At 68.6% G+C, this 26,977-nt stretch carries 26 protein-coding genes and 1 pseudogene; 15 read left to right on the forward strand and 12 right to left on the reverse strand.

The genetic code is table 11. The features are described 5' to 3' along the window. The first annotated feature begins 1 nt into the window (after window position 1). The 5 genes from TVD_RS02555 to TVD_RS02575 are packed head-to-tail and all read left to right on the forward strand — an operon-like array spanning window position 2 to window position 3,560. Window positions 2-1,309, forward strand: a complete 1,308-nt coding sequence (locus TVD_RS02555; RefSeq protein WP_019571870.1) for a glutamate-5-semialdehyde dehydrogenase — start codon at window positions 2-4, stop codon at window positions 1,307-1,309. A 45-nt stretch (window positions 1,310-1,354) separates the two neighbouring features. Next, window positions 1,355-2,005 carry a nicotinate-nucleotide adenylyltransferase gene (gene nadD, locus TVD_RS02560; RefSeq protein ID WP_018168190.1) on the forward strand — a complete coding sequence of 217 codons (651 nt, stop codon included), beginning with the start codon at window positions 1,355-1,357 and terminating at the stop codon, window positions 2,003-2,005. Window positions 2,006-2,013: 8 nt separating this feature from the next. Continuing rightward, window positions 2,014-2,406 carry a ribosome silencing factor gene (rsfS, locus tag TVD_RS02565; RefSeq protein ID WP_018146421.1) on the forward strand — a complete coding sequence of 131 codons (393 nt, stop codon included), beginning with the start codon at window positions 2,014-2,016 and terminating at the stop codon, window positions 2,404-2,406. Between the two features lie 22 nt (window positions 2,407-2,428). After that, window positions 2,429-2,899 carry a 23S rRNA (pseudouridine(1915)-N(3))-methyltransferase RlmH gene (gene rlmH, locus TVD_RS02570; RefSeq protein WP_018176977.1) on the forward strand — a complete coding sequence of 157 codons (471 nt, stop codon included), beginning with the start codon at window positions 2,429-2,431 and terminating at the stop codon, window positions 2,897-2,899. 7 nt (window positions 2,900-2,906) lie between these two features. Beyond that, window positions 2,907-3,560, forward strand: coding sequence for a Maf family protein (locus tag TVD_RS02575; RefSeq protein ID WP_047250727.1), 654 nt, complete (start codon window positions 2,907-2,909; stop codon window positions 3,558-3,560). Here TVD_RS02575 and TVD_RS02580 read toward each other — a convergent pair. Both TVD_RS02580 and TVD_RS02585 read right to left on the reverse strand, forming a co-directional pair. Further along, entirely contained in the window at window positions 3,517-3,939 is a 423-nt protein-coding gene (locus TVD_RS02580; RefSeq protein ID WP_047250728.1) for a DNA polymerase III subunit chi, read from the reverse strand. The two genes, TVD_RS02575 and TVD_RS02580, sit on opposite strands and share 44 nt — an antisense overlap. A gap of 16 nt (window positions 3,940-3,955) precedes the next feature. Continuing rightward, entirely contained in the window at window positions 3,956-5,434 is a 1,479-nt protein-coding gene (locus tag TVD_RS02585) for a leucyl aminopeptidase (RefSeq protein WP_018938789.1), read from the reverse strand. An 88-nt stretch (window positions 5,435-5,522) separates the two neighbouring features. Here TVD_RS02585 and lptF point away from each other — a divergent pair, with 88 nt between their 5' ends. From lptF to TVD_RS02600, 3 genes are read left to right on the forward strand one after another with little or no spacing between them, the layout of a single operon-like run. After that, window positions 5,523-6,650, forward strand: a complete 1,128-nt coding sequence (gene lptF / locus TVD_RS02590; protein WP_047250729.1) for an LPS export ABC transporter permease LptF — start codon at window positions 5,523-5,525, stop codon at window positions 6,648-6,650. Next, entirely contained in the window at window positions 6,647-7,720 is a 1,074-nt protein-coding gene (lptG, locus tag TVD_RS02595) for an LPS export ABC transporter permease LptG (RefSeq protein WP_047250730.1), read from the forward strand. The genes lptF and lptG overlap by 4 nt, the downstream gene beginning before the upstream one ends. After that, window positions 7,717-8,361 carry a GDSL-type esterase/lipase family protein gene (locus TVD_RS02600; RefSeq protein WP_047250731.1) on the forward strand — a complete coding sequence of 215 codons (645 nt, stop codon included), beginning with the start codon at window positions 7,717-7,719 and terminating at the stop codon, window positions 8,359-8,361. Before lptG ends, TVD_RS02600 begins: the two co-directional genes overlap by 4 nt. 267 nt (window positions 8,362-8,628) lie before the next feature. Here TVD_RS02600 and TVD_RS02605 read toward each other — a convergent pair whose 3' ends face one another. After that, window positions 8,629-9,168 carry an RDD family protein gene (locus TVD_RS02605; RefSeq protein WP_047250732.1) on the reverse strand — a complete coding sequence of 180 codons (540 nt, stop codon included), beginning with the start codon at window positions 9,166-9,168 and terminating at the stop codon, window positions 8,629-8,631. A 59-nt stretch (window positions 9,169-9,227) separates the two neighbouring features. On the opposite strand from TVD_RS02605, the gene TVD_RS02610 reads away from it, so the two are divergent. Next, on the forward strand, window positions 9,228-9,581 hold the full coding sequence (locus TVD_RS02610) for a PilZ domain-containing protein (RefSeq protein ID WP_018168181.1): 354 nt from the start codon (window positions 9,228-9,230) through the stop codon (window positions 9,579-9,581). A gap of 18 nt (window positions 9,582-9,599) precedes the next feature. On the opposite strand, the gene moeA is transcribed toward TVD_RS02610, so the two are convergent. Genes moeA through mobA form a run of 3 tightly spaced genes read right to left on the reverse strand, consistent with a single transcriptional unit; the run spans window position 9,600 to window position 12,047 of the window. Then, window positions 9,600-10,856, reverse strand: coding sequence for a molybdopterin molybdotransferase MoeA (gene moeA, locus TVD_RS02615; RefSeq protein WP_047250733.1), 1,257 nt, complete (start codon window positions 10,854-10,856; stop codon window positions 9,600-9,602). Window positions 10,857-10,870: 14 nt separating this feature from the next. Then, on the reverse strand, window positions 10,871-11,413 hold the full coding sequence (gene mobB, locus TVD_RS02620; RefSeq protein WP_018168179.1) for a molybdopterin-guanine dinucleotide biosynthesis protein B: 543 nt from the start codon (window positions 11,411-11,413) through the stop codon (window positions 10,871-10,873). Between the two features lie 52 nt (window positions 11,414-11,465). After that, on the reverse strand, window positions 11,466-12,047 hold the full coding sequence (gene mobA / locus TVD_RS02625) for a molybdenum cofactor guanylyltransferase MobA (protein ID WP_018168178.1): 582 nt from the start codon (window positions 12,045-12,047) through the stop codon (window positions 11,466-11,468). 127 nt (window positions 12,048-12,174) lie between these two features. On the opposite strand from mobA, the gene TVD_RS02630 reads away from it, so the two are divergent. From TVD_RS02630 to TVD_RS02650, 5 genes and pseudogenes are all read left to right on the forward strand, one after another. Beyond that, window positions 12,175-13,740, forward strand: coding sequence for an NfeD family protein (locus TVD_RS02630; RefSeq protein WP_047250734.1), 1,566 nt, complete (start codon window positions 12,175-12,177; stop codon window positions 13,738-13,740). Window positions 13,741-13,779: 39 nt separating this feature from the next. Then, window positions 13,780-14,598 (forward strand): slipin family protein, encoded by an 819-nt coding sequence (locus tag TVD_RS02635; RefSeq protein ID WP_018168176.1) that lies wholly within the window; start codon window positions 13,780-13,782, stop codon window positions 14,596-14,598. Window positions 14,599-14,601: 3 nt separating this feature from the next. Further along, the gene (gene xerD, locus TVD_RS02640; protein ID WP_018168175.1) at window positions 14,602-15,507 is read left to right on the forward strand and encodes a site-specific tyrosine recombinase XerD; all 906 of its coding nucleotides are present in this window, start codon (window positions 14,602-14,604) and stop codon (window positions 15,505-15,507) included. 91 nt (window positions 15,508-15,598) lie between these two features. Next, window positions 15,599-16,312, forward strand: coding sequence for a DsbC family protein (locus TVD_RS02645; RefSeq protein ID WP_047250735.1), 714 nt, complete (start codon window positions 15,599-15,601; stop codon window positions 16,310-16,312). 446 nt (window positions 16,313-16,758) lie between these two features. Further along, window positions 16,759-17,049 (forward strand): annotated as a pseudogene (locus TVD_RS02650) (OsmC family protein); the annotation flags it as partial. A gap of 262 nt (window positions 17,050-17,311) precedes the next feature. On the opposite strand, the gene trxA reads toward TVD_RS02650, so the two are convergent. Continuing rightward, window positions 17,312-18,187 carry a thioredoxin gene (gene trxA, locus TVD_RS02655; protein WP_047250736.1) on the reverse strand — a complete coding sequence of 292 codons (876 nt, stop codon included), beginning with the start codon at window positions 18,185-18,187 and terminating at the stop codon, window positions 17,312-17,314. Window positions 18,188-18,523: 336 nt separating this feature from the next. Here trxA and parE point away from each other — a divergent pair, with 336 nt between their 5' ends. Next, complete coding sequence (parE, locus tag TVD_RS02660; RefSeq protein ID WP_047250737.1) at window positions 18,524-20,410, forward strand: DNA topoisomerase IV subunit B; 1,887 nt, start codon at window positions 18,524-18,526, stop codon at window positions 20,408-20,410. 16 nt (window positions 20,411-20,426) lie between these two features. On the opposite strand, the gene TVD_RS02665 is transcribed toward parE, so the two are convergent. The 5 genes from TVD_RS02665 to TVD_RS02685 all read right to left on the reverse strand — a co-directional run bounded on the left by TVD_RS02665 (window position 20,427) and on the right by TVD_RS02685 (window position 26,971). Beyond that, a complete protein-coding gene (locus TVD_RS02665) occupies window positions 20,427-20,678 on the reverse strand; it encodes a type II toxin-antitoxin system RelE family toxin (RefSeq protein WP_047250738.1) in 252 nt (83 codons plus the stop codon). Next, a complete protein-coding gene (locus TVD_RS02670; RefSeq protein ID WP_047250739.1) occupies window positions 20,665-20,898 on the reverse strand; it encodes a hypothetical protein in 234 nt (77 codons plus the stop codon). Before TVD_RS02670 ends, TVD_RS02665 begins: the two co-directional genes overlap by 14 nt. Window positions 20,899-20,979: 81 nt before the next feature. Further along, window positions 20,980-24,060 (reverse strand): efflux RND transporter permease subunit, encoded by a 3,081-nt coding sequence (locus tag TVD_RS02675; protein ID WP_047250740.1) that lies wholly within the window; start codon window positions 24,058-24,060, stop codon window positions 20,980-20,982. Between the two features lie 11 nt (window positions 24,061-24,071). Next, the gene (locus TVD_RS02680) at window positions 24,072-25,715 is read right to left on the reverse strand and encodes an efflux RND transporter periplasmic adaptor subunit (protein ID WP_047250741.1); all 1,644 of its coding nucleotides are present in this window, start codon (window positions 25,713-25,715) and stop codon (window positions 24,072-24,074) included. Further along, entirely contained in the window at window positions 25,712-26,971 is a 1,260-nt protein-coding gene (locus tag TVD_RS02685; RefSeq protein ID WP_047250742.1) for a TolC family protein, read from the reverse strand. The genes TVD_RS02680 and TVD_RS02685 overlap by 4 nt, the downstream gene beginning before the upstream one ends. Between the last annotated feature and the right edge of the window lie 6 nt (window positions 26,972-26,977).

Genomic DNA, 26,977 nt, shown 5'->3' on the forward strand with positions numbered 1-26,977 from the left:
CATGAACGCTGCCGTGAACCCCACTGAATCCGCCGCCACCAGCGGCGTGGTCGCCCAGGTCGAGGCGCTCGGCCGCGCTGCGCGCGCCGCATCGCGGCGTATGGCCGAGGCCGAGCCGGGGGCGAAGAATGCTGCACTGCATGCGATCGCCGAGGGCATCGCCGCGCGCCGCGCCGAGCTGAATGAGGCCAACAGCCGTGACCTGGAGGCCGGGCGCGAGCGCGGCCTGGACGCCGCGATGCTGGATCGCCTGGCGCTGACCGATGCCCGCATCGATACCATGATCGAGGGCTGCCGCCAGGTAGCCGGGCTGCCCGACCCGGTGGGCACGATCTCCGATATGGCCTACCAGCCGAGCGGTATCCAGGTCGGCCAGATGCGCGTGCCGCTGGGCGTGATCGGGATCATCTACGAGTCGCGGCCGAACGTGACCATCGACGCCGCCGCGCTGTGCCTGAAGTCGGGTAATGCGGCGATCCTGCGTGGCGGCTCCGAGTCGCTGCATTCCAATCAGGCCCTGGCTGCGATTATCCAGGCCGGGCTGGAGCAGGCGGGGTTGCCGCGCGAGGCGGTGCAGGTGGTGCCGACCACCGACCGCGCGGCGGTCGGGGCGCTGCTGCGCATGCCGCAGTACGTCGATGTGATCGTCCCGCGCGGCGGCAAGGGGCTGATCGAACGGGTCAGCAACGAGTCGCAGATCCCGGTGATCAAGCACCTGGACGGCGTCTGCCACGTGTACGTGGACGGCGGCGCGGATGCCGACAAGGCGCTGGCCGTCGCGGTGAACGCGAAGACCCAGCGCTACGGGACCTGCAACACCATGGAGACGCTGCTGGTGCACGCGGACCAGGCCGAGGCCTTCCTGCCGCGCCTGGCGGCCGCGCTGGGCGAGCACCAGGTCAGCCTGCGCGGCTGCGCGCGTACCCGGGCCATTCTCGCCGAGAGCGGGGCCGACATCGCGGAGGCCACCGAGGACGACTGGGTGGCCGAATACCTGGGGCCGATCCTCGCGATCCGCGTGGTCGACGACCTGGACATGGCGATCGATCACATCAATACCTATGGCTCGCACCATACCGACAGCATCGTGACCGAGGACTACACCCGCGCCCGGCGTTTCCTGCGCGCGGTGGACTCCAGTTCGGTCATGGTGAATGCCTCCACCCGCTTCGCCGACGGCTTCGAGTACGGCCTGGGCGCGGAGATCGGCATCTCCACCGACAAGTTGCATGCCCGGGGCCCGGTGGGCCTGCACGGGCTGACCACGCTCAAGTACGTGGTGTTCGGCGACGGCCATGTACGTGGCTAAGGGAGACGCGGGATTGAATCAGCGCCTCCCTGGGGCGATACCCGCGTGATCGGGATCCTTGGTGGCACCTTTGACCCGATCCACTTCGGCCACCTGCGCCCGGCGCTGGAGATCCAGCAGCACCTGGGGTTGGAGCGCGTGCATTTCATCCCCTGCCACGTACCGCCGCATCGTGCGAGCCCCGGAACCGGCAGCGACGACCGCCTGGCGATGGTGGAGCAGGCGATTGCGGACGTACCGGGATTCGTCGCCGACCGTCGCGAGCTGGATCGTCAGGGGCCGTCCTACACCGTGGATACCCTGCTCAGTTTCCGCGAGGAGCTGGGGCCGGACGCGCCGCTGGTGCTGATCATGGGCATGGACGCCTTCGCCGGGCTGCCATCGTGGAACCGCTGGCAGCAGATCTTCGAGCTGGCGCATATCGTGGTCTCGCACCGCCCCGGCAGCCCGGCCTCCCACGATCTGGGCGGCTGGCTGGGGAACGCCGCGACCCATGACCCGGCGGCGCTGCGCAAGGCGCCCGGGGGGCTGGTCTACTTCCAGCCGGTGACCCAGCTCGACATCTCCGCCACCGCCATCCGGGACGAGCTGCAGGCCGGGCGCAGCCCGCGCTTCCTGCTCCCCGGGGCCGTCAATCGCTACATCCAGGACCACGGTCTGTACCGGGCCGGGTCGAACCGCAATCACGGGACATGACCGACACAATGAACAGCGAACAACTCCTGGAGCTGGTGACCACCGCTCTGGACGACATGAAGGCACAGAACATCCGCACCATCGACGTGCGTGGCAAGACCACGCTGACGGATTTCATGGTGATCGCCTCCGGGACCTCGGGGCGTCACGTGCAGTCCACCGCCGAGTCGGTGGCCACCGAGGCCAAGCAGGCCGGTATCCCGCCGCTGGGAGTCGAGGGTCAGGAGAGCCAGGAGTGGGTGCTGGTGGACCTGAACGATGTCATCGTTCACGTGATGCTCCCGGAGACCCGCGACTTCTACAACCTGGAGAAGCTCTGGATGGCGGAGGAGGCCGCGGACACCGAGAAGGCCGCCCCCGAGGACCCCAGCCTGGAGCGGGTCCGGCGCCTGCGGCGCTGAACGCCGAGCGAGGCCTCGCCCGATGCGTCTGGACCTGATCGCAATCGGCAAACGCATGCCCGACTGGGTGGCGGAGGGCTTCGCCGAATACGCCGGGCGCCTGCCGCGCGAGCTGGAGCTGAACCTGCAAGCGCTGGCGGGTCCGTCGGGCGCGAAGTCGATGGACACCACCACGCTCCTGCGCCGCGAGGGTGAGATCCTGCTGAAGGCGATCCCCGAGGGTGCGCGCGTGATCCTGCTGGATGAGCGCGGCAAGGCGGTCGACACCAAGGGCGTGGCCAAGCGTCTGGAGGACTGGCAAGCGGACGGTCGCGACGTCGCGCTGGTGATTGGCGGGGCCGCCGGGCTGGACGAGGCCGTGCGCGCCCGCGCCGAGTGGGCCTGGTCGTTGTCGCCGCTGACCTTCCCGCACATGCTGGTGCGGGTGCTGGTCGCCGAGCAGCTCTACCGCGCCTGGTCGCTGCTCAACAACCACCCCTATCACCGCGCCTGAGTCCCGCATGAGCCTGACGCCGCCGCTGTTGCTCGCCTCCGCCTCGCCGCGTCGGCGGGAGCTTCTGGAGCAGGTCCAGCTTGCCTTCGAGGTGGCGCCGATGGACGTGGACGAGAGTGCGCAGCCGGGCGAGACGCCGGAGGCCCTGGTCGAGCGCCTGGCCGTCGCCAAGGCGGAGGCGGCGCGCGATCGCCTGGCGCCCGGCCAGTGGGTGCTGGCGGCCGACACCGTGGTCGCCGTGGATGCCGACGCACTGGGCAAGCCCGCGGATTTCGCCGACGCCGCCGCCATGCTCGGGCGGCTGTCCGGGCGCGAGCACCGGGTCGTGTCCGGCATGGCCCTGTGGCGCCCCGGCGAGGCCATGCGCGCCCGTCACGTGACGACCCGGGTACGCCTGCGCGAGCTGAGCCCGGCCGACATCGAGACCTACTGGGCGACCGGCGAGCCGCGCGGCAAGGCCGGTGCCTACGCCATCCAGGGCCGCGGCGCCGCCTTTGTCGAGTGGATCGAGGGCTCCTACACCAACGTGGTCGGATTGCCCCTGTTCGAGCTGGAGGCCTGGCTGCGCGAGATCCCCGACCCGCCGCCGCGTGTCGGATCGGCGTCTCCCGCGGTCGTTACTGGATCTTGTGGTGTTCCAGCGGGTAGCCGCGCTCCTTGAAGAAGCGGTAGCGGCTACGGCCGGCCTCGCGCCCCGTCTCGTCGCCACCGACGATATCGGCGACCCGTTCGAAACGTCCACAGTACTCCGGGACCTCGAGGGCGAGGTTGATCAGCACGTCGCAACGATCCGACGGCGCATGCGCCTCGTGCAGGGAGACCGGGACATCCGTGTCGCGCACGTCGGTGCTGTGCGGCAGAAAGGCCGTGTCCTCGAAGGTCCACAACCATTCATCCAGGGTGCGCGTCAGCTCCGGCGAGCCGGTATGGATATGTACTCGATGTCCCTGCCCGCTGGCCTTCTTTGCCAGACGGCAGACGAAGCGCAGGCGTGCCTCCGGGGCCGGGTCATCGAGCAGGTAGAAGCTGACGTGGGTCATGCCCGCCGGACCGCGATCAGGCCTGGTCGAGCAGGTAGCGCATCAGCATCGGCACCGGGCGCCCGGTCGCGCCCTTTTCCTTGCCGCTCTTCCAGGCCACGCCGGCGATGTCGACATGCGCCCAGGTGTAGTCCTCGGTATAGCGCGAGAGGAAGCAGGCGGCGGTGATGGTGCCGGCCGGGCGCCCGCCGATGTTGGCCATGTCGGCGAAATTGCTCTTCAGCTGTTCCTGGTACTCCGGCCACAGCGGGAGCTGCCAGGCGCGATCCCCGCTCTCTTCGCCGGCGGCCAGCAGGCCCTTGGCCAGGCGCTCGTTGTTGCCGAGCACGGCTGCGCCCTGGTGCCCCAGTGCGATGATGCAGGCACCGGTCAGGGTGGCGATGTCGATCACCGCCTTCGGCTTGTAGCGCTCGACCCAGGTCAGGGCGTCGGCCAGGACCAGGCGGCCCTCGGCGTCGGTGTTCAGGATCTCCACCGTCTGCCCGGACAGGGTAGTGATGATATCGCCGGGGCGGGTCGCGCGGCCGTCGGGCATGTTCTCGGCGCTGGTCACCACGCCGATCACATTGATCGGCAGTTCCAGTTCGCAGCAGGCCTCGATCACGCCGAACACGCTGGCCGCGCCACACATGTCGTACTTCATCTCGTCCATCTCGGCACCGGGCTTGAGCGAGATGCCGCCGGTGTCGAAGGTGATGCCCTTGCCGACCAGGACCACCGGGGCGTCGCCCTTGTTGCCGCCGGAGTATTCCATGGCGATTAGGCGCGGCGGGCGCTCGGAGCCCTTGCCTACGGCCAGGATTGCGCCGGCGCCGAGTTTCTCCAGGTCCTTCTCGTCCAGCACCGTGGTCTTCAGCTTCTTGTTCTGCTTCGCCATTTCGCGCGCGGTGTCGGCCAGGCTCTCCGGGTAGCAGACATTCGGCGGGGTATTGCCCAGGTCCTTGGCGCGATTGACGCCGGTGGCGATCGCCGCAGCCTCGCTGCAGGCGCGCTTCGCCGCCTCGGCCTCGTCGCGCTCCACGCTGAGCTGGATCTTCTCCAGCTTCACCGGGGTGGTCTTCTCCTTGCCCTTGAACGGGGTGAAGCGGTAGGCGGCATCCGAGATCGCCGCCACCAGGGTATGCACCGTCCAGGCGATGTCCTTGCCGCGCGGCTGGAAGTCCGCCACCGCGATCACCGCGCTGGTGGCGGGGCGTTCGACCAGGGCGGCCGCCAGGGTCTGCGCGGCCTTGCGTGCGGCGCGGGCATCGAAGTCTTTCTTCGCGCCCAGGCCGATCAGGAGTGCGTTACCCTTGCCTCCACCGGTAGGCAGCAACAGCCGGCTGCCGGCCTCGCCGTCCATCTCGCCGGCCTTCAGCAGGGCGGTGATCTCGCCATCGCGCGCGGCATCCAGGGCGGTGGCGCCCGCGGCCGGCTTGCGCTTGTGGGCGATCCCGGCGGCGCGGATGCCGGCGCGGGGTTTGTCGAGGGTCGAGGTGGTGACGGAGAATTGCATGAATGCCTCCCGAAAATGAGTTCGATCATGGTACCAGCGCCAAGCGGCGCCCGGCCACGCGCCGCGCGGGCCGCGGGGTAATGCGCGCATGATCCTGCGCCGCGCCGAGCGTCTTATCGCCCGCGAGCTGCTGGTTACGCAGACCGCGGTCACCGTCGTGCTGTTGCTGGTGATCATCGGCGGCGTGTTGGGGCGGGTGCTGCGCGATGTCGCCGAGGGCAGTATCCCCGTGGATTTCCTGCCGGGCATGGTCGCCTTCGGCGCGTTCAAGGGCATTGTGTTCCTTTGGCCGGTGGCGCTGTTCCTGGCCTTCATGCTGGTGCTGGGCCGGTTGCAGCGCGACAGCGAGCTGGTGGCGCTGCAGGCCAGCGGCATGTCCTTCGCCGCGTTTTATCGCGCGCTGTTCTGGGTGGCTGCGCCGGCTACGCTGCTGTTGCTGGTGCTGATGACGCTGGTGGTGCCACGTACTGAAGCCCAGATCGACCAACTGCGTGACCTTGCCGAGACACGCTCCGACCTGGTCGGCATTACGCCCGGGCGCTTCCTGCGCTCGCGGGTTGGCGAGCAGGTCTTCTTCGCCGAGCGCTTGAGCGAGGACCGCGAGGCCCTGCTGGAGGTGTTCATCTACCGCGAGGTCGACGGCGAGGCGCAGGTGACCGTAGCCGAGCGCGCGATTCCCGACCCGGGGGCCGAGGGTAGTGGTTTCCTGATCCTCGAGAACGGCTATCGCCATGTCGGCGTGCCCGGCGAGGGCAGCTTCCGCATGCTCGAGTTCGAGCGACTGCGGACCCAGATCACCGAACCGGATGCCGGGGCCGGGCGGCGCTCGCTGAACGCGATGTCGACGCTCCAACTGTGGGCGGAGCGTGATCGGCCGGACCATCGTGCGGAGCTCGAATGGCGCATTGCGATGCCACTGTCCATCCTGGTGCTGACCCTGATTGCACTGCCGCTGGCCCAGGTGCCGCCCCGTTCCGGGCGTTATGCCCGCATCCCGGCGGCCATCGGGGTCTACGTGCTGTACGCGAACTTCCTGATCCTGGGTCAGGGGCAGCTGGCGGATGGCCGTACGCCACTGGCCCTGGGGCTCTGGTGGACGCACGGGCTGATGCTGGTTTTCTGGCTATGGCTGGCCTGGCGCAAGGGCATGCTGGGCCTTGGCCGGGGCGCGGGTGGCGGCCCTCGCCGCGTCGAGCGTGACGAGGTGGCTTCGTGACGACCGTACTGGGTCGCTACATCATGCGTCAGGTCCTGATCGGGACGGCGCTGGCCGTGGTCCTGCTGGTGGCGCTGGATGCGGTCTTCGCGCTGATTGACGAGCTGCGTGACACCGGGCGTGGCAACTATGGCCTGACCGAGGCGCTGCTGTATGTGGCGCTGACCCTGCCGCGGCGGATGTACGACATGCTGCCCCCGGCGGCGCTGCTGGGCGGACTGCTGTGGCTGGGCAATCTGGCTGCCAACAGCGAGCTGACCGCGATGCGGGCCGCCGGGATGACGCTTGGGCGCTTCATCGGCTGGGTGATGCAGGCCGGGCTGGTGGTCGTGGTGGTGATGGTGGTGGTCGGCGAATTCTTCGCCCCGGCCGCCGAGAGCCGCGCACAGAACCTGAAGGCCAGCGCCTTCGATGAACAGCTGAGTGTGAGCCCCATCGGGCTCTGGGCGCGCGATGGCCAGCGCATGGTGCAGGCGGATGCGGTGCTGCCGGGCAATCGCCTGATCGGCGTACGCATCATCGAGGTGGATGCGAACCGCGAGCCGCGCGAGATCACGCGCGCTCAGAGCGCGCAGTACGAGGACGGGGCCTGGCGGCTGCAGGGCGTGGAGCGTTCGCGGTTGTCGCTGGAGCGCGTCGAGGCCGAACGCCCGGAGGAGGAGGTCATCGAGCGCCTGATCGCGCCGGAGTACTTCGACGTACTGGTGGTCGAGCCGAGCCAGATGGCGGCGCAGAACCTGGCGCGCTATATCGACTACCTGCAGGAAAATCGCCTGGACTCGGCCCCCTACGAGGTCGCGTTCTGGCAGCGACTGACCCTGCCGGCCAGCACCTTCGTGATGCTGCTGCTGGCGATCCCGTTCCTGTTCGGCTCGCAGCGCGAGGGTGGTGCCGGGCGGCGCCTGTTCATCGGCATCGCCATCGGCGTGTCGTTCGCCATCGTGATGCGCGCGATGACCCATCTGGGGCTGGTCTACAACCTGCCGCCGGTGGTTGCGGCGAGCTTGCCGGTGGTGCTGTTCCTGATTTTCGCGCTGGTGGCGCTGCAACGCATGGGACGTCAGACATGAGGGTTTGGCTGCGCGGCGGGTTCCTGATCGTGCTGGCGGCCTTGCTGGCGGCCTGTGGTGGCGCGGGCCCGGGCGACTTCGAGCCACTCCCGCGCCAGGCCACGGTGCTCGCCTTCGGCGACAGCGTGACCCACGGGACCGGGGCGGGCTCGGGCGAGGACTATCCGGCGAGGCTGGCGGCGATCACCGGCTGGACACTCATCAATGACGGGGTGCCGGGCGACCGCGCCAATAGCGCCCGCGGGCGCCTCGAGCCCAGCCTGCGCGAACACCAGCCGGACCTGGTGCTGATCTGGCTGGGCGGCAACGACTTTCTGCGCCAGCGCGATCCCGCCGCGGTCAAGGAGGATTTGCGCGCCCTGGTGGCAGCGGTGCATGAACACGGGGCCCAGCCATTGCTGCTGGGGGTGCCGCGGGCCTCGGCCCTGGGGGCCGCCACCGGGCGCCTGCGGGACGATCCGATCTATCGCGAACTCGCCCGCGAGGAACAGGTGGCCCTGATCGAGGGCGTGCTCTCCGGCGTGTTGTCCGAGCGCGACCTGCGCGCCGACCCCGTGCACCCCAACGCCCGTGGTTACCGTCGCATCGCCGACGAGATTGCCGAGGCCCTGGACGACCTCGGCCTCTGGCTCGCCCCCTGAGGGTTGTTCAATTAGCAACGAGCTTCAGCCCATTGCAGGGAACGTTCTCCCAAAGGCAGGCTCCTTCCGCCGCGGTAGGGTGCTGTTGAGCGCAGCGAAACGCACCATTTCCCGCGTTGTGCCCGTTCCTTGATGGGATTCGCTGCGCTCATCCCATCCTACGCCCCTACGATCCGGCGGCTGGTTGAACGTGATCGCTCATCAGGACGGCTTTTGACCTTGCCCGTCTTCGTGTGCTTCGTGGTGAAATAAAAAACCGGCTCGGGATCAGCTCTTGCGGTTCTGTTTCCAGCGCGGCTTGGCGAGACCCTGGATGCGTACCAGTTCGGTGCTGGAGAGCCAGTCGTGCAGCATCCAGCGGCGCGGGTGGAACTGCGACAGGCCGAGTGCGAACAGCGCCGCCGCCGTGACCACGGTGATTGCCACGGCGCCGTGCTCGCGCACCGCCCAGATCGCCATCAGGATTACTAGCCACTGGGCCACCGCGACCAGGTAGCGCAGCGTCGCCTGCCAGGCATTGACCGCGTGGCCAGCCTCGGTGCGCAGCTGGATGTTCCAGGCCTGCATGCCGAGCGTCTGTCCGGTGCGGGTCCAGAACCAGTAGAAGAAGCCCCAGGCCACGATCAGGTTGAGCACGAAGTGCACACGCGGCGAGTACAGCCCGGTGGTATTGCCGAGGACAACCACCAGCAGGCCAAGGACCATCCAGATCGCCACCAGCAGCAGGGCATCGTAGACGATGGCGGCCAGGCGGCGGAGCAGGCTGGTCGGCTGGCCGTCGACGGACGAGGCGGCGGTTTCGGTCATGGGATTCCCGGATGGTTCTGGATTTGGCCGCAGGCGCGGAGTGGGCGTAGTCTTGCCGTATGGAGCGACGCTTTCAACGTATCCCTCTGGAATTTCCGGCTACCCTGCTCACCGACGGCGGGGACTGCGCGGTTCGCGTGGAGGATATCTCCCTGAAGGGGGTGCTGCTGGAGGGCGCGGATCTTCCGGTCCTGGCCGATGGGGACGAGGTCAGCGTCGATATCCCGCTCAGCGGCGAGGCGCGCATCACCGTCGAGGGCCGCGTGTGCTGGCACGAAGGCCTGTGGCTGGGCGTGGAGATCGAGGCGATGCCGCTCGAATCCGCCTCGCACCTGCGGCGCCTGGTCGAGCTCAACCTGGGTGACGAGGCCCTGCTGGAGCGGGAATTCGCCGCGCTCGTCCAGTCCCCCTGAGCGCGGGCGGAAACCGGGTTACACCTCCGGGAAGATCTCCCGGAACGGCAGCACCTCCACCCAGTCCCCCGCCCGGGCCCCGCTGGACTCGCGGGGCAAAACCACGTAGGCGTTGGCCTCGCTCATCGCGCGCAGCTGGTGCGAGCCCTGGCCGCCGGCGGCGCGGACCACCCAGCCGCGGTCGTCAGTCTCGAGTAACGCGCGCTGGAAGTCCTTGCGGCCCGGGGTCTTGTACAGATCCTCCAGCAGGCGGGCGTTCAGGGTCTGCGGCTCGGTCGCGTCGCGCCCGGCCAGCTGCAGCAAGGCCGGGCGTACCAGCAGGGCGAAGGTGGTCATCACCGCCACCGGGTTGCCGGGCAGGCCGAAGAAATGCGCGCGGCCGAACTGTCCGAATGCCAGTGGCCGTCCGGGCTTGATCGCCAGCTTCCAGAAACCGACTTGTCCCGAGGCCTGCAGTACGCGAGTCACGTGATCGGCATCACCCACCGAGACGCCCCCGGTGGTGATGATCATGTCCGCGTCCGCACCGGCCCGGGTCAGGGCTCGTGAGACCTCCGCCTCGGTGTCGCGGATCACGCCGTAGTCCAGCACCTCCACCGGATAGGCGCTCAGCAGCGCGCGCAGGGTGTGGCGGTTGCTGTCGTGGATCTGTCCCGGGCCCAGCGGTTGATCGACGGGGACCAGTTCGTCCCCGGTCGAGAAGAAGGCCACGCGCGGCCGGCGCAGCACGCTCACCCGGGCGATACCCTGACTGGCCAGGACCCCGATCTCGGCGGCGCCGATGCGCTGCCCGGAAGCATATAGCGGGCTGCCGGCGGCGGTGTCACTGCCCGGTCCACGGATGTTGTGTCCCGTTGTCAGGCCGCCGTTTTGCAGGGTGATCGATTCCCCGTCCCGCTGCACCTGCTCCTGCATGATGACCAGTTCGGCCCCGGCCGGGACGACCGCGCCGGTCAGGATGCGCAGGCACTGGCCGGGCTGCAGCTCGCCATCCCAGGGATGCCCGGCCGCCGATGTGCCCACCAGTGCGAGACAGGCCCCGTCCGTTGCGTCCGCGGCGCGCAGGGCGTAGCCATCCATGGCCGAGACCGCCGCCGGTGGCACGTCGATGCGTGCGTGAATCGGCTGGGCCAGGGTGCGCCCGAGGGCCTCTTCCAGCGTGACCTGTTCGCTCTGGGTGATCGTCCGGCAGGCCTCCAGGATCGCGGCACGGGCCTGTTCCAGGGTCTTGGCGCTGGGGTCGAAATCGTCGCAACCGGGGGCAGCCTCGGGCATGGGATGTCTCCGCTTCAGGGATGGATATTCAGGTAGTCGATGATGAAGGCGGCCACTGCGTCGGGGTCGTTGACCGGCAGCAGTGGGCCGTCGAAGTCCAGGGTCGGGGCATCGGTGGCCACCGCGATCACCCCGGCGACCTCGCGGTACAGCGGCGGCTTGCCGACCGACGGGCGGTGCACCTCGATCTTCGGCAGGTCCCACTGCTTGAAGCCCTCGACCAGGATCAGGTCGGAGCGTCGCGGGTCCAGCCGCGCGCACAGCATGTCCAGATCCGGCACGCGGCCGTCGTCGGTCTCCGGCGTCTCCACCATCAGGGCGTAGCGCCGCCCGGAGGCGACCAGCATCTGGTCCGCCCCGGAGTGGCGCAGCTCAAAGCTGTCCTTGCCCGGCTTGTCCACGTCGAACTCGTGGTGGGCGTGCTTGATCATTGCCGGGCGCAGGCCGCGGGCGCGCAGGGCCGGGATCACGCCCTTGAGCAGGGTGGTCTTGCCGCTGCCGCTCCAGGCGGCGAAGGCGATGCGGGGCAGGGGCGAGGGGATGGTCGGTTGGGTCATGGGCGTCGTTCCCGGGCACTGCGGTTCGGGATCGAGAGTATAGCGATCATGATCAGTCCCTCCCCAGGTCATCCGGTGTGTTGATGTTGGCGAACGCCTGCGGCTGATCGGAGAAATCGACGGGGATTGCCCCCATGTCGCGAAACCAGCGTCCTGCGGCCAGGGACCCGCGCTCCAGGTCGTCCAGCAGGGCCTGCGCCAGGGTCGGGCGCAGCAGCGCGAACAGCGGCTGCAGCCGTTCGCCGTCGTGGGCGACCGCGGCCGGGGCGTGTTCCCGGTCCACGGCCTGTTGCAGGCGTTCGCCGAGATCCCGCGGGCAATGCGGGGCGTCCACCGGGGCGCACAGGAGGTTCTGGCCGGGGAAGGCTGCGAAGGCCGCCGCGATCCCGGCCAGCGGGCCGCGGTAATCCGGGTGCCGATCGCACAGACAGGGAAACCCCAGCGCCCGATAGCGGTCGATATCGGTATTGCTGCTGATGGCCAGCTGTGCGGCCTGGGGCTGCAGGCGCTCGATCGCGTGTTCGATCAGCGGGCGCCCGTGGTACTCGACCCAGCCCTTGTTGCACCCGCCCATGCGGCGGCCCTGGCCGCCGGCCAGGATCACGGCGGTGAGGGTTTCGGGCGGGGTCTGCATTGCCTGCGTTTCCATGCGGGTCTGCGGGTTCGGCGCCGGTCCGGGCTTTGGTTTATCGTGGTGGTGTCGGCTGTCGCGTGTGCGCACGCAGTGTACGACGAATCCATCCTGACGGGAGAGGAAGCCCATGCGGGTTCCATTCGGGCGCAACGCGGGACAGGGCGGATGGCGCCCCTGGCGACATCTGTTGTGGCTGGCCTTGCTGGTGCTCGGTACGGGCTGGCTGGTGGCGGCGAGCATGGCCGATACCGGGGATCGCCACGGTCTGATGCTGACCGTGGAGGACGCCATCGGCCCGGCCACCGGCGATTACATCCGTCGCGGCATTGAACGCGCGGAGGCGGAAGACGCCGAGATCCTGATCCTGATGCTGGATACCCCCGGCGGACTGGATTCCAGTATGCGCAGCATCATCAAGAACATCCTGCAATCGGACGTGCCGGTGGTGACGTATGTCCACCCGGCCGGCTCGCGCGCGGCCAGTGCCGGCACCTACATGCTCTATGGGTCGCATGTCGCGGCCATGACCCCGGCCACCAACCTGGGCTCGGCCACGCCGGTGCAGATGGGGGGCGGTGGGCTCCCGGGCATGGACCCGCCGGAACCGGACGAGGGCGCCCGCGACGGCGGGAACGCCGACGAGACCAATGGCGACGCGCGCGACGACGATACCGATGCGGCGGCGGACGAGCCCACGGACGATAACGGAACGGCCAACGGCGAGGTGGAGCCGGCCAGCGAAGAAGAGCTGCTGGAGGACGATCCGGCCCCGCGACGCGGCGACGACGCGATGGGGCGGAAGGTGCTGGAGGACGCGGTCTCGTACATCCGCGGTCTGGCCGAGCGCTATGATCGCAACGCCGACTGGGCGGAGGAGACGGTACGCGAGGGTTCCAACCTGACCGCCTCCGCAGCGCTGGAGCAGAACGTCATCGACTTTGTGGCGGACAACCTGGACGACCTGCTCGCCCAGATCGACGGGCATACCGTGCGCATGCACGACGGTGAGCGCACCCTCTCCACCGAGGGTCTGCGCATCGAGCGTATGGATCCGGACTGGCGCACCCAGTTGCTGTCCGTGATCACCAACCCGAACATTGCCTATATCCTGATGCTGCTGGGGATCTACGGCATCATCTTCGAGCTGGCCAATCCGGGCGCGATCTATCCCGGCGTGATTGGCTCGATCGCGCTGATCCTGGCGTTCTTCGCGCTGCAGGTGATGCCGGTGAACTATGCGGGTCTGGCGCTGATGCTGCTGGGGATGATCTTTATGGTCGCGGAGGCCTTTGTGCCCAGTTTCGGGGCCCTGGGCATAGGAGGAATCGTGGCGTTTACAACCGGTTCGATCATTCTGTGGGACGACCCCAACCTGAATGTGGCCCTGCCGCTGGTGATTGGCACGGCCATCGCCATCGGCATCCTGTCGGTTTGGGTGTTGGGCCGGTTGTTCAAGCTGCGTGGCAAGAAGCCCGCCACCGGTTATGAAGAGATGATCGGCATGCTTGGCGAGGCGCGCGAGGACTTTGAACGCAGTGGCCGGGTCTGGGTCCACAGCGAGCAGTGGAATGCCGAGACCTCGGCACCCGTGCGCGAGGGGCAGAAGGTGCGGGTGACCGCCATCGACGGGCTCAAGTTGCAGGTCGAACCCGCGACCGAAGAGGACACTCCGGGCACTGCATCGACCGGCTGACCGGCCGGTGCAGTACTCACAACGTAGAAGGAGCAGGACATGAACGATCTCGGTTTCTTTGTCGTTCCGCTAGTCATCCTGATCGCCATCATCGTGATGTCGATCAAGGTGCTGCGCGAGTACGAGCGTGGCGTCATCTTCTTTCTGGGGCGGTTCCAGGCAGTCAAGGGTCCGGGCCTGATCATCGTCATCCCGGGCATCCAGCAGATCGTGCGGATCGACCTGCGCATCATCACCCTCGATGTGCCCAGTCAGGACGTGATCTCCCAGGACAACGTGACGGTACGGGTCAACGCGGTGCTGTACTTCCGCGTGGTGGATTCGGCCAAGTCGGTGATCCAGGTGGAGGACTACTACGCCGCGACCAGCCAGCTGGCGCAGACCACATTGCGCTCGGTCCTCGGCAAGCATGATCTCGACGAGATGCTCTCCGAGCGCGACAAGCTGAACAACGACATCCAGGAGATCCTCGACTCGCAGACCGACGCCTGGGGCATCAAGGTCACCAACGTCGAGATCAAGCACGTCGACCTGGACGACTCGATGATCCGTGCGATCGCCCGCCAGGCCGAGGCCGAGCGCGAACGCCGCGCCAAGGTCATCCACGCCGAGGGCGAACTGCAGGCGGCCGAGAAGCTGGTGCAGGCCGCGCAGAAGATGGAAGCGAGCCCGGCCGCGCTGCAGCTGCGCTACCTGCAGACCATGGCCGACATGTCGACCAACGGCACCGCCAACAGCATCTTCTTCCCGCTGCCGCTGGAACTGACCAAGGTGTTCGAGAGCCTGGCCGGAAAATTCCGCGCCGAGACCCCGGGGGCACCGGGCAATCCGGGCAATCCCGGGGGCGGCCAGCCGTAACGCGTGACCAGCGCCGAGACGACCTCGTCGCCCCTCGATCGTTTCCTGGACGAGCTCTGGGCGGTCGAGGGGCTCTCCGATCACACCCTGGCGGCGTACCGCCGCGACCTGGAGGGCCTGGCGCACTGGCTGGAGCCCAGGGGCGTGGACCTGGAGACCGCCGGGGCGCCCGACCTGCTGGGGTACATCAGCGCGCGCATGCAGGCCGGGGCCCGGCCGAAGTCCATTACCCGGGCGCTGTCCAGCATCCGGCGTTTCTATCGCTATCGGGTCTATCAGGGCGAGCGCGAGGATGACCCCAGTGCCGGGATCGAATCGCCCCGCGCCGGACGCCCGTTACCGGCCAGTCTGTCCGAGGCCCAGGTGGACGCCCTGTTGCAGGCGCCCGACCTCGAGACCGCTGTGGGCCTGCGCGACCGCGCGATGCTGGAGCTGATGTACGCCACTGGCCTGCGCGTGTCGGAACTGGTGGGCCTGGAGCAGTCGGAGGTGAACAGCCGTCAGGGCGTGGTGCGCATCACCGGCAAGGGCGACAAGGAACGCCTGGTGCCGCTGGGCGAGGAGGCGGCGCACTGGCTGGCCCGTTTCCAGCGCGAGGCGCGGCCGGACCTGATGGATGGCCACCCGCCCTGCGAGGCGGTGTTTGTCACCCGCCGCGGGCGCGGGCTGACGCGCCAGGCCTTCTGGTACCGTATCAAGGCTCATGCACGGAGTGCCGGCATCGAATCGCCATTGTCGCCGCATACCCTGCGCCACGCCTTCGCGACCCACCTGCTCGATCACGGGGCGGACCTGCGCGTGGTGCAGATGCTGCTGGGCCACAGCAGCCTCTCGACCACGCAAATCTATACCCACGTCGCACGCGCCCGTCTGCAAAGCCTGCATGCGGAACATCATCCCCGCGGCTGACGTCTATTACGCACTCTTGCCAGCTTTCGCAGGTTCCCCGTGTGGGGGCTGCTAGACTGGCTCTGTTTTCTGTACTGACACGAGAGAATCCATGCTCCTGAAACTCGTTCTTCCCCTTGCCGCGGCCCTGGCCGTGTTCAGCACCCCGGTCATGGCGACCGATGCCATCGAGGAAACCATGGCCCGGGTGATTCCGGATGCCGAGGCCGACAGCATCCGGGAGACCCCGATGGCTGGCATCTACGAGGTGCGCTACGGCACCGATATCCTCTATGTGTCCGGGGACGGCCGCTATCTGATTCAGGGCAACCTGGTCGATCTGGACACCCGCGAGAACCTGACCCAGGCCGCGCTCAGCGGGGTGCGCGCCGACATGTTCGCCGCCATCGGCGACAGCGAGCTGGTGACCTACTCGCCGAACGGTGACACTCGCGGTGTGCTGAACATCTTCACCGACCCGAACTGCCCCTACTGCCGCGAAATCCACCAGGACCTGCCGGAGTATCTGGCGGCTGGCATCAAGGTGCGCTACCTGATGTTCCCGGTCCTCGGTCGCGATTCTCCGGAGATCATGGATCGCATCTGGTGCGCGGATGACCGCGAAGACGCGATGGATCGGGCCAAGGAAGGCGACAAGCTGAACGACATCGACGGCAGCTGCGCCACGCCGCAGGATCAGCACATGGCCATGGGCCAGCAACTTGGGCTGCGCGGCACCCCGGCACTGATCACGGAGAGCGGACAACAGATGTCCGGCTACCAGGAACCGCAGGCGGTGATCGAGCGCATCCTCGGCAGTAACTGATATCCAGGCGCCGGGTCGCGCATTGCGATCCGGCTGCGGGATGGAGATGACATGCTTGAGTATCAGCTGAACGTCGAACGGGTGGACGCGCACGGCAGCCTGGCGCACGCCAAGCAGGCCGAAGTCACCCTGGACACCGACATGGACGGGCGCGACGATGCTTAGGGAGACGCTGATTGAATCGCGCATCCGCGTTGGCGCCCCAGGTTTTCCGAGACAAGGCGCGGTGCGCAGCCGGTAGTGGTGCTACCGGCAAGGGCCGCAACGCAGGATCGGGGAACCTGGGGTGCCAACCCCGAAGGGGCTCGGCCGCCCGTTGTTATCAAAAACGGGCGCGCGCACGGCGTTGCGGCTCCCTTGTGCAGAATGACTGCACGGCAGTCACCGCGCCTTGTTCGCACCCAAAAGCGACTCGAGCGCGGACGCGCGATTCAATCAGCGTCTCCCTTGGTCCGCCGGAGCTTTTGCTGGCGTCACTCGGTGCCTGCATGGTGCGCGGCATCCAGCGCGCCCTGCCGATGCTGCGCATGGAGGTGGACAGCATCTCCATCCAGTTGCGCGGCTGGCGCCAGGACGACCCACCGGCCATCGCGAAGATCGAGTATCGCGTCGAGGTCGGCACCGATGCCGATGAGGAAATGGTCGAGCTGCTGCACCGCAACGTGCAGAAGGGCACCATCTACTCCACCCTTGCCGCCGGCACCCAACTCACCGGCGAGGTCGTCGCCAGGCAATAGGTCGTGCAACAGGTGGGAAGCCCCCTGTGGGAGCGAGCTTGCTCGCGAAGCCCCCGCCCGCGCTTGACCTGCACACCGCGGTTCCCGTCGCAGGGGAATCTCGGATCGATGGTGGTTGACCAGCGCCCGATCGCCGAGGGGCTCGGCTCCTGCACGTCGATATCCGGGGATACCGACGTGCAGGAGGCCAGCCTCTGGCCGATGGGGCGTGGTCGAGGCCATAGCCGGTTGGAGGGATGCTGCGCCGGCAACCGGGCCCTGTTCAGTAGAGCAGCGACGCCATCTGCCGTCGATACTGCCCGACCAGCGGGTGGTCATCCCCCAGCACCTTGAACGCGGCCAGCAGGCCCTGCTGGCCGGCCCCATCGTTGTAGGCGCGGTGCTGCTTCATGAGTTGCAGGTAAAGTCCCAGCGCCTCCTCGGCGCGTCCGGAGAGCATCGCGTAGGCGGCCATCTGCTCCAGCGCCTCGGGGCGCGGGTCGCCTGTCTGCAGTTCTTTCGCCAGCGCCTGCGGGTCGACGCCGGCCGCCGTCTTGGCAAACACCAGGCGGGCGCGCAGGGTCTTGGCCTCTTCCTTCTCGCTTTGATCCAGCGGCAGTTTGGCGAGTTCGGTCTCGGCCGCCTCGGGATCGCCGGACTGGGCCAGGGCGCGCGCCAGCTCGATGCGCAGGTCGCCGTTGTCGGGGTCCTCCTCCAGCGCGGCCTTGAGGGTCGCCAGGGCGCCGTCCACGTCGCCGGTCCTGGCCTGCTCGCGCGCCTGTTCGATCAGCTTGTCGGAGGGCTTCTCCAGGTACTGGTCGATCATCGCGCGGATGTTCGGCTCCGGCTGCACGCCCATGAACTGATCCGCCGGCTTGCCGTGGCGAAAGATCATGACGGTCGGCAGGCTGCGCACACCGTATTGCTGTGCCAGGGCCTGCTGCTCGTCGCTGTTGACCTTGGCCAGGCGGAACTTGCCGGCGTACTGCGTGGCGAGCTGCTGAAGTAGCGGCATCAACTGCTGGCACGGTCCGCACCAGGCGGCCCAGAAATCCACGACCACCGGGCGCTGGTGGGACTCGTCCAGCACCGCCTGCTGGAAGTTTTCCTGCGTGACGTCGAGGATATCGTCGCCGGTTGCGCTTGCGGCTTCTGCCATCGGAACCCTCCTGGAACACTTGAACACGAAATCTGCAATGCATTGTTGGGATCGCCCCCGGGATTGCAAGCAGCCTTTCCCCCGCGGGCTTTGGTACGCTGCGCACAGTCCGGTGCGCGGGGGGCGCTCCGGCAACGAACGCCAACCACCCTCGTCATCGCGAGGCGCGCAGCGCCGTGGCGATCTCCGTGGATGGCCCCGGCACTGCCCGGAGCGGGGGCCGGGGTTTCGTTGGGGGGTTGCTTCGTCGCCTTTGGCGCCTCGCGATGACGGTGCATGATGACCGATGCCGTGCCCGGTACAGGGCGCGATCAATATCAATAAAGGGGTTCCTGCGTGAGCTATTCCGCATCCGATATCGAGGTCCTCGAGGGGCTGGACCCGGTGCGCAAGCGCCCGGGCATGTACACCGACACGACCCGCCCGAACCACCTGGCGCAGGAAGTGATCGACAACTCGGTCGACGAGGCGATCAGCGGCCACGCCAAGCGCATCGACGTGATCCTGCACAAGGACGACTCGGTCTCGGTCAGCGACGACGGCCGCGGCATGCCGGTAGACCTGCATCCGCGCGAAAAGCGCCCGGGGGTCGAGGTGATCCTGTCCACCCTGCACGCGGGCGGAAAGTTTTCGGACAAGAACTATCAGTTCTCCGGCGGTCTTCACGGCGTCGGCGTGTCGGTGGTCAACGCGTTGTCGCAGCGGCTGGAGGTGCAGATCAAGCGCGACGGGCGCGAGTACCGCATGACCTTCGCCGGCGGGCACAAGACGCAGGATTTGGAGGCGGTCGGCGACGTCGGCAAGCGCAACACCGGCACCACGCTGCATTTCTGGCCGGACCCACAGTACTTCGATTCGCCGCGGTTCTCGGTGCCCCGGCTCAAGCACATCCTGCGCGCCAAGGCCGTGCTGTGCCCGGGCCTGACCGTAACCTTCCGTGACGAGACGACTGGCGAGGCCTGCGAATGGTGCTACGCCGCCGGACTGCGTGACTACCTGGTGGAGGCCCTGGACGGCCTGGAGCGCCTGCCGGAGGAGCCGTTCATGGGTTCGATCTCCGGCGCGACCGAGGCCGCCGACTGGGCCGTGACCTGGCTGCCGGAGGGCGGCGAGGTGGTCAGCGAGAGCTACGTGAACCTGATCCCGACTACCCAGGGCGGCACCCATGTGAACGGCCTGCGTACCGGTCTGACCGAAGCGGTCCGCGAGTTCTGCGAGTTTCGCAGTCTCCTCCCGCGCGGCATCAAGCTGGCCCCGGAGGATGTCTGGGAGCGGGTGGCCAGCGTGCTGTCGTTCAAGATGCAGGACCCGCAGTTCGCAGGGCAGACCAAGGAGCGGCTGTCCTCGCGCCAGGCCGCGCCGTTTGTTTCCGGCGTGGTCAAGGACGCCTTCAGCCTGTGGCTGAACCAGCACCCGCAGCAGGGCGAGCGCATCGCGGAGCTCTCGATCCAGAACGCACAGAAGCGCCAGCGCGCCGGCCGCAAGGTGGTGCGCAAGAAGATCACCCAGGGCCCGACCCTGCCGGGCAAGCTGGCCGACTGCGCCAGCCAGGACCTCGAGCGCACCGAGCTGTTTCTGGTCGAGGGCGACTCGGCCGGCGGCTCCGCCAAGCAGGCCCGTGATCGCGACTTCCAGGCAATCATGCCGCTGCGCGGCAAGATCCTGAACTCATGGGAGGTGGATCCGGACCAGGTGCTCGGCTCGCAGGAGATCCACGATATCTCCGTGGCCCTGGGCGTGGACCCGGGCCAGGCCAGCCTGGACGGGCTGCGCTACGGCAAGGTCTGCATCCTGGCCGATGCCGACTCCGACGGCGCGCACATCGCCACGCTGTTGTGCGCATTGTTCCTGAAGCACTTCCGGCCGCTGGTGGAGCGGGGGCACGTGTATATCGCCATGCCGCCGCTTTATCGCGTGGACGTCGGCAAGCAGACCTTCTACGCCCTGGACGACGACGAGAAGGCCGGCGTGCTGGAGCGCATCGAGGCGGAGAAGATGAAGGGCAAGATCTCCGTGACCCGCTTCAAGGGGCTGGGCGAGATGAACCCGCTGCAGCTGCGCGAGACCACCATGAACCCGGACACCCGGCGCCTGGTGCAGCTCACCCTCGATGCCGCCGACGACACCATGCAGCTGCTGGACATGCTGCTTGGCAAGAAACGCGCCTCCGAACGCCGCGCCTGGCTGGAAGGCAAGGGCCACCTGGCCGACGTCGCCGTCTGACAGCCGCGTTTCACCGTTAGACCTCGCGACGGTGGCCGATCTTCACCACCGTGACGATCAGTTGCTCGTCCTGAATCTCGTAGAGGATTCGGTAGACGCCTTGCCGCACACGGTAGCGTTCCTGCGCGGAAAGCCTCTCGCTGCCCGGTGGGCGGGGGTCCTCTGCCAGTGAAGCGATGCGTTCCAGGATGCGGCGTACGGCCCTGTCGGGAACCCGTCGCAGATCCTTGGCGACGGACTTGCGGACTACAACCTCAAAGCTTGCCATGCGCCTTCAGGTCGTCGAGGAGCGCCTCGTACGACATGGTCGGTTCTGCAACGCGATCCTCGAACGCCCGCAAGTCCTCCTGGTCCTCGATCAGGGTCTGGCGCACGGCCCGATTGACCAGGTCGGAGATCGAGCACTGGGTGGAGGCGGCCTTCAGACGCAGTGCCCGGTGCAGATCCGGTTCGAAATACACGGTGGAACGCTTGTTCGGCTCGTTCATTGGAGCCTCCGGGATGGTGGGTACAAAAGGCACGATAGCGCTGTAACGTCATGACGTTACAGCGCTATAGCCGAACCGGCGTCAGGCCCGCACCGAGGGGCGCGACCGGACCCAGTGGTACAGGGCCGGCAGTACGATCATGTTGAGCGCGGTGGAGCCGAGCAGACCACCGAGAATCACGATGGCCATCGGGGCCTGGATCTCGGTGCCGGTCTCGCCCAGGCCCAGCGCCAGCGGGACCAGCGCCAGCGCGGCGGTGAGCGCGGTCATCAGGATCGGCGTCAACCGCTCCAGCGCCCCGCGTTCCACGGCCTCGTCCAGCGGCACGCCCTCGGCCGCCAGGCTCTGGTAGCGGCTGATCAGCAGCAGCCCGTTGCGCACGGCGATGCCGAACAGGGTAATGAACCCGACCAGCGCCGCGATGGTCAGCACGCCGCCCATGGCGAACACGGCGATCACCCCGCCGATAAGCGCCAGCGGGATGTTGACCATCACCAGCAGCACCAGGCTCGGCGAACGCAGGGCCAGTTGTAGCACCACCAGCATGGCGATCAGGACGCCGGCGGATACGATGGCGATGGTGCGGCTGGCCTGGGCCTCGGCTTCGAACTGGCCGCCCAGCTCCACGCGATAGCCCTCGGGCAGTGCCACCCGCTCGTCGATGGTGGCGTGGACCTCGTCGGCCGCCCCGCGCAGGTCACGCCCCGCCACGTTCGCGCTGACCACCAGGCGGCGTTCGGCGTTTTCGCGGTTGACCTGGGCGGGGCCGCGTTCGATCCGCGGTTCGGCCACGTCGCCCAGCCGGATGCTATGCCCGGTCGGCGTGCGCATCGGGATGTCGGCCAGGCGGTCCAGCGCGCGCCGTTCCGCGGGCAGCTGCACGACCAGGTCGAAACGCCGTTCGCCTTCGAAGATCTGGGCGACGCGGGCGCCGCGCCAGGCGGTCTCCAGCGTCTGGGCGGCGTCGGCCACGGTCAGGCCGTAGCGGGCGAGGGCGCTGCGATCGGCATGCAGCCGGATCTGCGGCACCGCCGCGACGGGCTCGATCGACAGGTCGACCAGGCCGTCGATGCCCTCGAGGGTCCGTTCGACCTCGCCCGCCAGGCGCTGCAGTTCGCCCAGGCCCGGCCCGAAGATCTTCACCGACAGGTTCGCGCGAACGCCGGTCAGCATGTGGTCGATGCGGTGCGAGATCGGCTGGCCGATGTTGAACTGGCCAGGAAACGCGGCCAGCCCCTCGCGCAGCTCCTCGAGAAACGCTTCCTTCCCCTGCGGCAGCGGGCCCAGACGGACATCCAGTTCGCTCAGATGGGGCGGCTGGGTGTGTTCGGCCCCTTCGGCCCGTCCGGTACGGCGGGCGACGGAGAGGATCGGATCCTGTTCCAGCAGCCAGCGTTCCACCTGGCCGGCCATCTCCGCCGCGGTCTCCAGGCCGGTGCCGGGCGGGGTCGCCATCTCGATGGTCAGGCTGCCTTCGTTGAAGTCGGGCAGAAAGGAGCGCCCGAGCAGCAGCGTGGCCGCCAGGGTGGCGATGGCAAGGGCTGCCGAGATGACCACCACACTGCGGCGAAAGCGCAGGGTGGCGCGCAGCAGCGGGCGGTAGGCGCGCTGCAGGGCCGCGGCCACCGGCGGTTCGCGACCCGCGCTACGCTCCGCGACCGCGGGCAGCAGCCAACGGGCGAGCACCGGCGTCACGGTCAGGGCGACCATGAGCGAGGCCGCGATCGCGACCAGATAGGCCAGCCCCAGCGGCTGCAGCAGGCGGCCCTCCACCCCGCTCAGGAAGAACAGCGGGGCGAACGCCAGCATGATGATCACGGTGGAATAGACCACCGGATAGCGCATCTCCGAGCAGGCCCGGCGTACGGTCTCGTCCAGGCTGGCCCGATCGCGGTCGCCGCCGTTCTCGCGCAGGCGGCGATAGATGTTCTCCACGAAGATGATGGCATCGTCGACCAGCGCGCCGATGGCGATGGTCATGCCGCCCAGGGTCATGGTGTTGATGGTGATGCCCAGCGCGTGCAGCACCAGCAGGGCGACGGTCAACGACAGCGGGATGGCCAGCGCCGAGATCAGCGTGATCCGTACGCTCAGCAGGAACACCAGCAGGATCAGCACCACGAAGATCGCCCCGTCGCGCAGGGCCTTGCCCACGTTCGCCACTGCCGTCTGGATGAAATCGGCCTGGCGGAACAGGTTGGGTTCGATGGTGACACCCTCGGGCAGGCCGGCTTCGAGCCGCGCGAGGGTCTCGTTGATCGAACGCGTCAGGTCGAGGGTGTCGGCATCTGGCTGTTTGGAGACGGCCAGCACCACACCGGGGTGGCCGTTCACGCCGCCATCCCCGACCGGGATGGAGGGCCCCATCGCGACCTCCGCGACATGCCGTACCAGGATCGGCATGCCGTCGCGTACTGCGACCACGGCCTGTTCGATCTCGTCCAGCCGCTCGGCGCGACCGAGGAAGCGGATCAGGTAGTCCTGGCCGCCCTCGCTGAGCCGGTCGCCGCCCGCATTGCGGCTGGCCTGTTCCAGTGCGTCCCGGACCTCGGCGAGGTTCAGGCCGAACGCCGCGAGGCGCTCCGGGGAGACTTGCACCTGGTATTGGCGGACCTGGCCGCCCAGGGTGGTCACCTGGGCCACGCCGGGGATGGCCTCCAGCTGCCGCGCTACCACCCAGTCCGCGACTTCGCGGGCGCGCATGCCATCCGCACGGGCGTCGTCACGTACGCCGAGATAGGCGATCTCGCCCATGATCGAGCTGATCGGCCCCAGCTGCGGGGCGGCGACGCCTTCGGGGAGTTGCGCCTGCACGCGCCCCAGCCGCTCGTTGACGACCTGCCGGGCCTGGTAGATCTCCTCGCCCCACTCGAACTCCACCCACACCAGCGAGAAGCCGGCCACGGACTGCGAGCGCACGCGGCGCACCCCGCTCGCGCCGCTGACCGCGGACTCGATCAGGTAGCTGACCTGCTGTTCCACCTCCTCGGCGGCCAGGCCGGGGGCCTCGGTCATCACCGTTACGGTGGGTGCGGTCAGGTCCGGGAATACGTCGATCGGGGTCTGGCTGGCCTGCCAGGCGCCCAGCAGCAGGAGGCCGAGGGCCCCGGCCATCACCAGCAGGCGGTTGGCGAGGGACCATCGAATCAGTCGATCCAGCATTGGGTGGCCTCCTAGTGGCTGTGGCCGATGTCATCGGTATCGCGGCCCGCGAGCAGGACTGCATAGGCGCCCTGGACCACCACCCGTTCGTCCGCCTCGACCCCGGCGAGGATCTCCACCCGGCCGGCGGAACGAATCCCGGTACGCACCGGTCGCCGCTCGAACGTCTCGCCCCCGGTCTGGACCATCACCACCTGCACGCCGTCGTCGTCGATCAGTGCCGCGGCCGGGAGCGTGACGCGGTGCCGCGATGGCCCTGCCGCCAGCGAGACGGTCAGCGGCATGCCGGGCCGGTACCGGGTGTCCGTGTCCTCCAGCGCAAAGGCGACCGGCAGCGTCTGCCCGGGCCCGTCGAATGCACCGCCTTCCCAGACCGGTTCGCCGCCGATGGCATGCCACTCGCGACTGCCCGGGTGGCGCATGGCCGGATCGGCCAGGGAGGTGACCCGCTCCAGGTCCGCCGGGTAGAGGTGCGCCACCAGCCACAGCGTCTCGCCATCGAGCACGCGGGCCAGTTGCTGGCCGGCCTGGACGACCTCTCCGGGGCTGACATCCAGGGACTCCACCCGGCCACCCGCCGGGGCGCGCAGGGCCAGGGTGCCGGAGACGGCGCTACCGTCGAGCCGTTCCTGGCGGTCGCGGGCGTCGTCCAGTTCGGCCCGCGCGGTGTTGCGTTCGCGGCGGGCCTCCACCACCCGACTGTCGGCGATCACGCCCTCCTCGGCGAGCGCCGTCAGACGCTCCAGATCCGCCTCGGCCGCGGTCAGACGTTCCTGTGCGCGGGCGAGATCCAGGGCCAGGCCGCTGGAGGTGCCGCTGTCCGGCAAGACCGCCAGACGCATCAGACTGTCCCCGGCGTTGACCTCGCGCCCGGGTGCCGGCCATTCCCCGTCGGCCGTGATGACGCCATCGGCGGGCGCGATCAGCCGCGTGCGCTTGCCGGGTACCTCGCGGATGGTCCCCGGGACTTCGATGCGTTCGGCGAACGGCTCATAACGGGCCGGGGCGGTGGCGAAGCGCATGCGCCACTGGGTCTCCTTGAGAAAGGTGATCGTGTCGTCCGCGTCGTGCGCGTGCCCTTCGTCGCCATGGCCGTGATCGTGTCCATGGTCATCGTGGCCGTGATCGTCTCCGTGGTCGTCCTCGCCATGGGCATGCCTGCGGTCGTCGCCCGCATGGTCATGGTCATGGTCGTGACCGTGATCTTCGTCCCCTTGGTCGTGATCCCCGGGGACGTGTACCTGACCGAGCGTGCTCTCGCGCATGCCGTCGGCGTCTTCGTGGACGGCCGTCAGGTAATAGCGTCCCGGCGCGGGCAGGGTCAGGGGGACCGCGAAGATGCCTTCCCGGTCGAGGCCGGCCGTGGCCTCGCTGAATATCTCCCCGTAGCGGTTATGCATCTGCAGGGTTACCTCCCCCGTGGTGACCGGCCGGAAGTCGTCCAGCCAGGTGGCATGGACCACGAAGGTCTCCGTTGCCCCCGGCGCCGGGGCGCCGGCCTCCAGGAACCATTCCAGCTCGGCGCCCCAGTGCGTGATCTCGAGGTCGTCGGCCAGGGCGGGACCGGTAGCGAGGGCCGTCGCGAGGGCGAGGGCCAGCAGGGTGATGATGCGCGTGATCCGATGGGCGATTCCCTGGGCGATTCGGTGGGTCATTGGGTGTCCTCCGCGAGGCTAAGCCCCGCTGCGATGCGCAGTTCGCGCCACTCGGCCCAGCTCTGGGCGAGCAGCTCGTGTTCCTGTTCGATCGCGTTGAAATGGGTGTTGTAGGCCTCGAGCAGCTCCAGCAGCGAGGCCTCGCCGGCCTCGTAGCCGCGGTAGGTCAGCTCGCGCACGCGCCGGGCGGGTGCCAGCGTCTCGCCCCGGTGGCGCTCGAGTTCGTCCAGCAGGTGCGCCAGGTGCACGGTGCCGACCTCGACCTGTCGGGTCAGGTCGCGCTGCAGGGCCCGGCGCTCGGTCTGGCGGGTGTAGTGATCCGCCACCGATTCGCGCACGCGACCCTGGTTGCGGTCCCACAGCGGTAGTTCCAGTTGTAGCCCGATGCCGGTCGAGGTGTCGCGGCGGCCGTCGATCACCTCACGTTCCTGGAACAGCCGGATGCCGATGTCCGGGCGCCCTTCGGCGCGGGCCCGGGCAATCTCCAGCTGCGCCGCCTGTTGCCGCTCGGAGGCAGCGCGCAGGGCGGGGTGGCGGTCCACCACCGTCCCGGGCGCGGCCCGGGTGGGCCGCGGCGGCGGGGCGTCGAAGGCGGGGGCGGTGCCCATCCCGGCCGGGCGCCGGTCGAGCCAGGCGGCGAGGGTGGCGCGGGCCTCGGTCCGTTCGCCCTCGGCGGCCTCCAGTTGACGCATGGCCTCGGAACGGAACAGGTCGATGCGCAGCCGCTCGCGTTCGGAGAGGTCGCCGCGTTCCTGTCGCAGTCGGGCGATGCGCCCCAGGCGCTCGGCCTCGTCCAGGCGCTCGCGCGCCAGCTCGAACCCCGCCTCTGCCTGCTGCCAGGCATGAAACGCCGCGCCGATCCGGCCTTCCAGTTCCAGGCGGTCGGCGTGGGTCTGCGCCTCGGTCGCGGCGAGACGGGCGCTGGCGGCATCACGGCGGTGTCCGATCTGCCCCCACAGCGGGAGGGGCTGAGTCACGGCGATCCCGCTCAGCGAATAGCCGCCGCGCCCGTCCTCCATCCCGAGCTGGTCGGAGGCCTCGGCCTCCAGTGTCGGGTTGGGCCAGCGTCCCGCCTGATCGCGCGCGCCGCGCTGCGCGTCAATACGGTGTTCGAAGGCCTCGGCCTCGGGGGCCACAGAAAGCCCGTGCGTGACCGAGCGCTCCAGGGTCCAGCGGTCCGTGTCCGCGTGCACGGCGGGCAGGCAAAGCAGTCCGATCAGTCCGGCGACCGACCAGGAAGTTACCGAATTGGGCATGGGAAG

Origin of the sequence: Thioalkalivibrio versutus (assembly GCF_001020955.1) — a bacterium.
GTDB lineage: Bacteria > Pseudomonadota > Gammaproteobacteria > Ectothiorhodospirales > Ectothiorhodospiraceae > Thioalkalivibrio > Thioalkalivibrio versutus.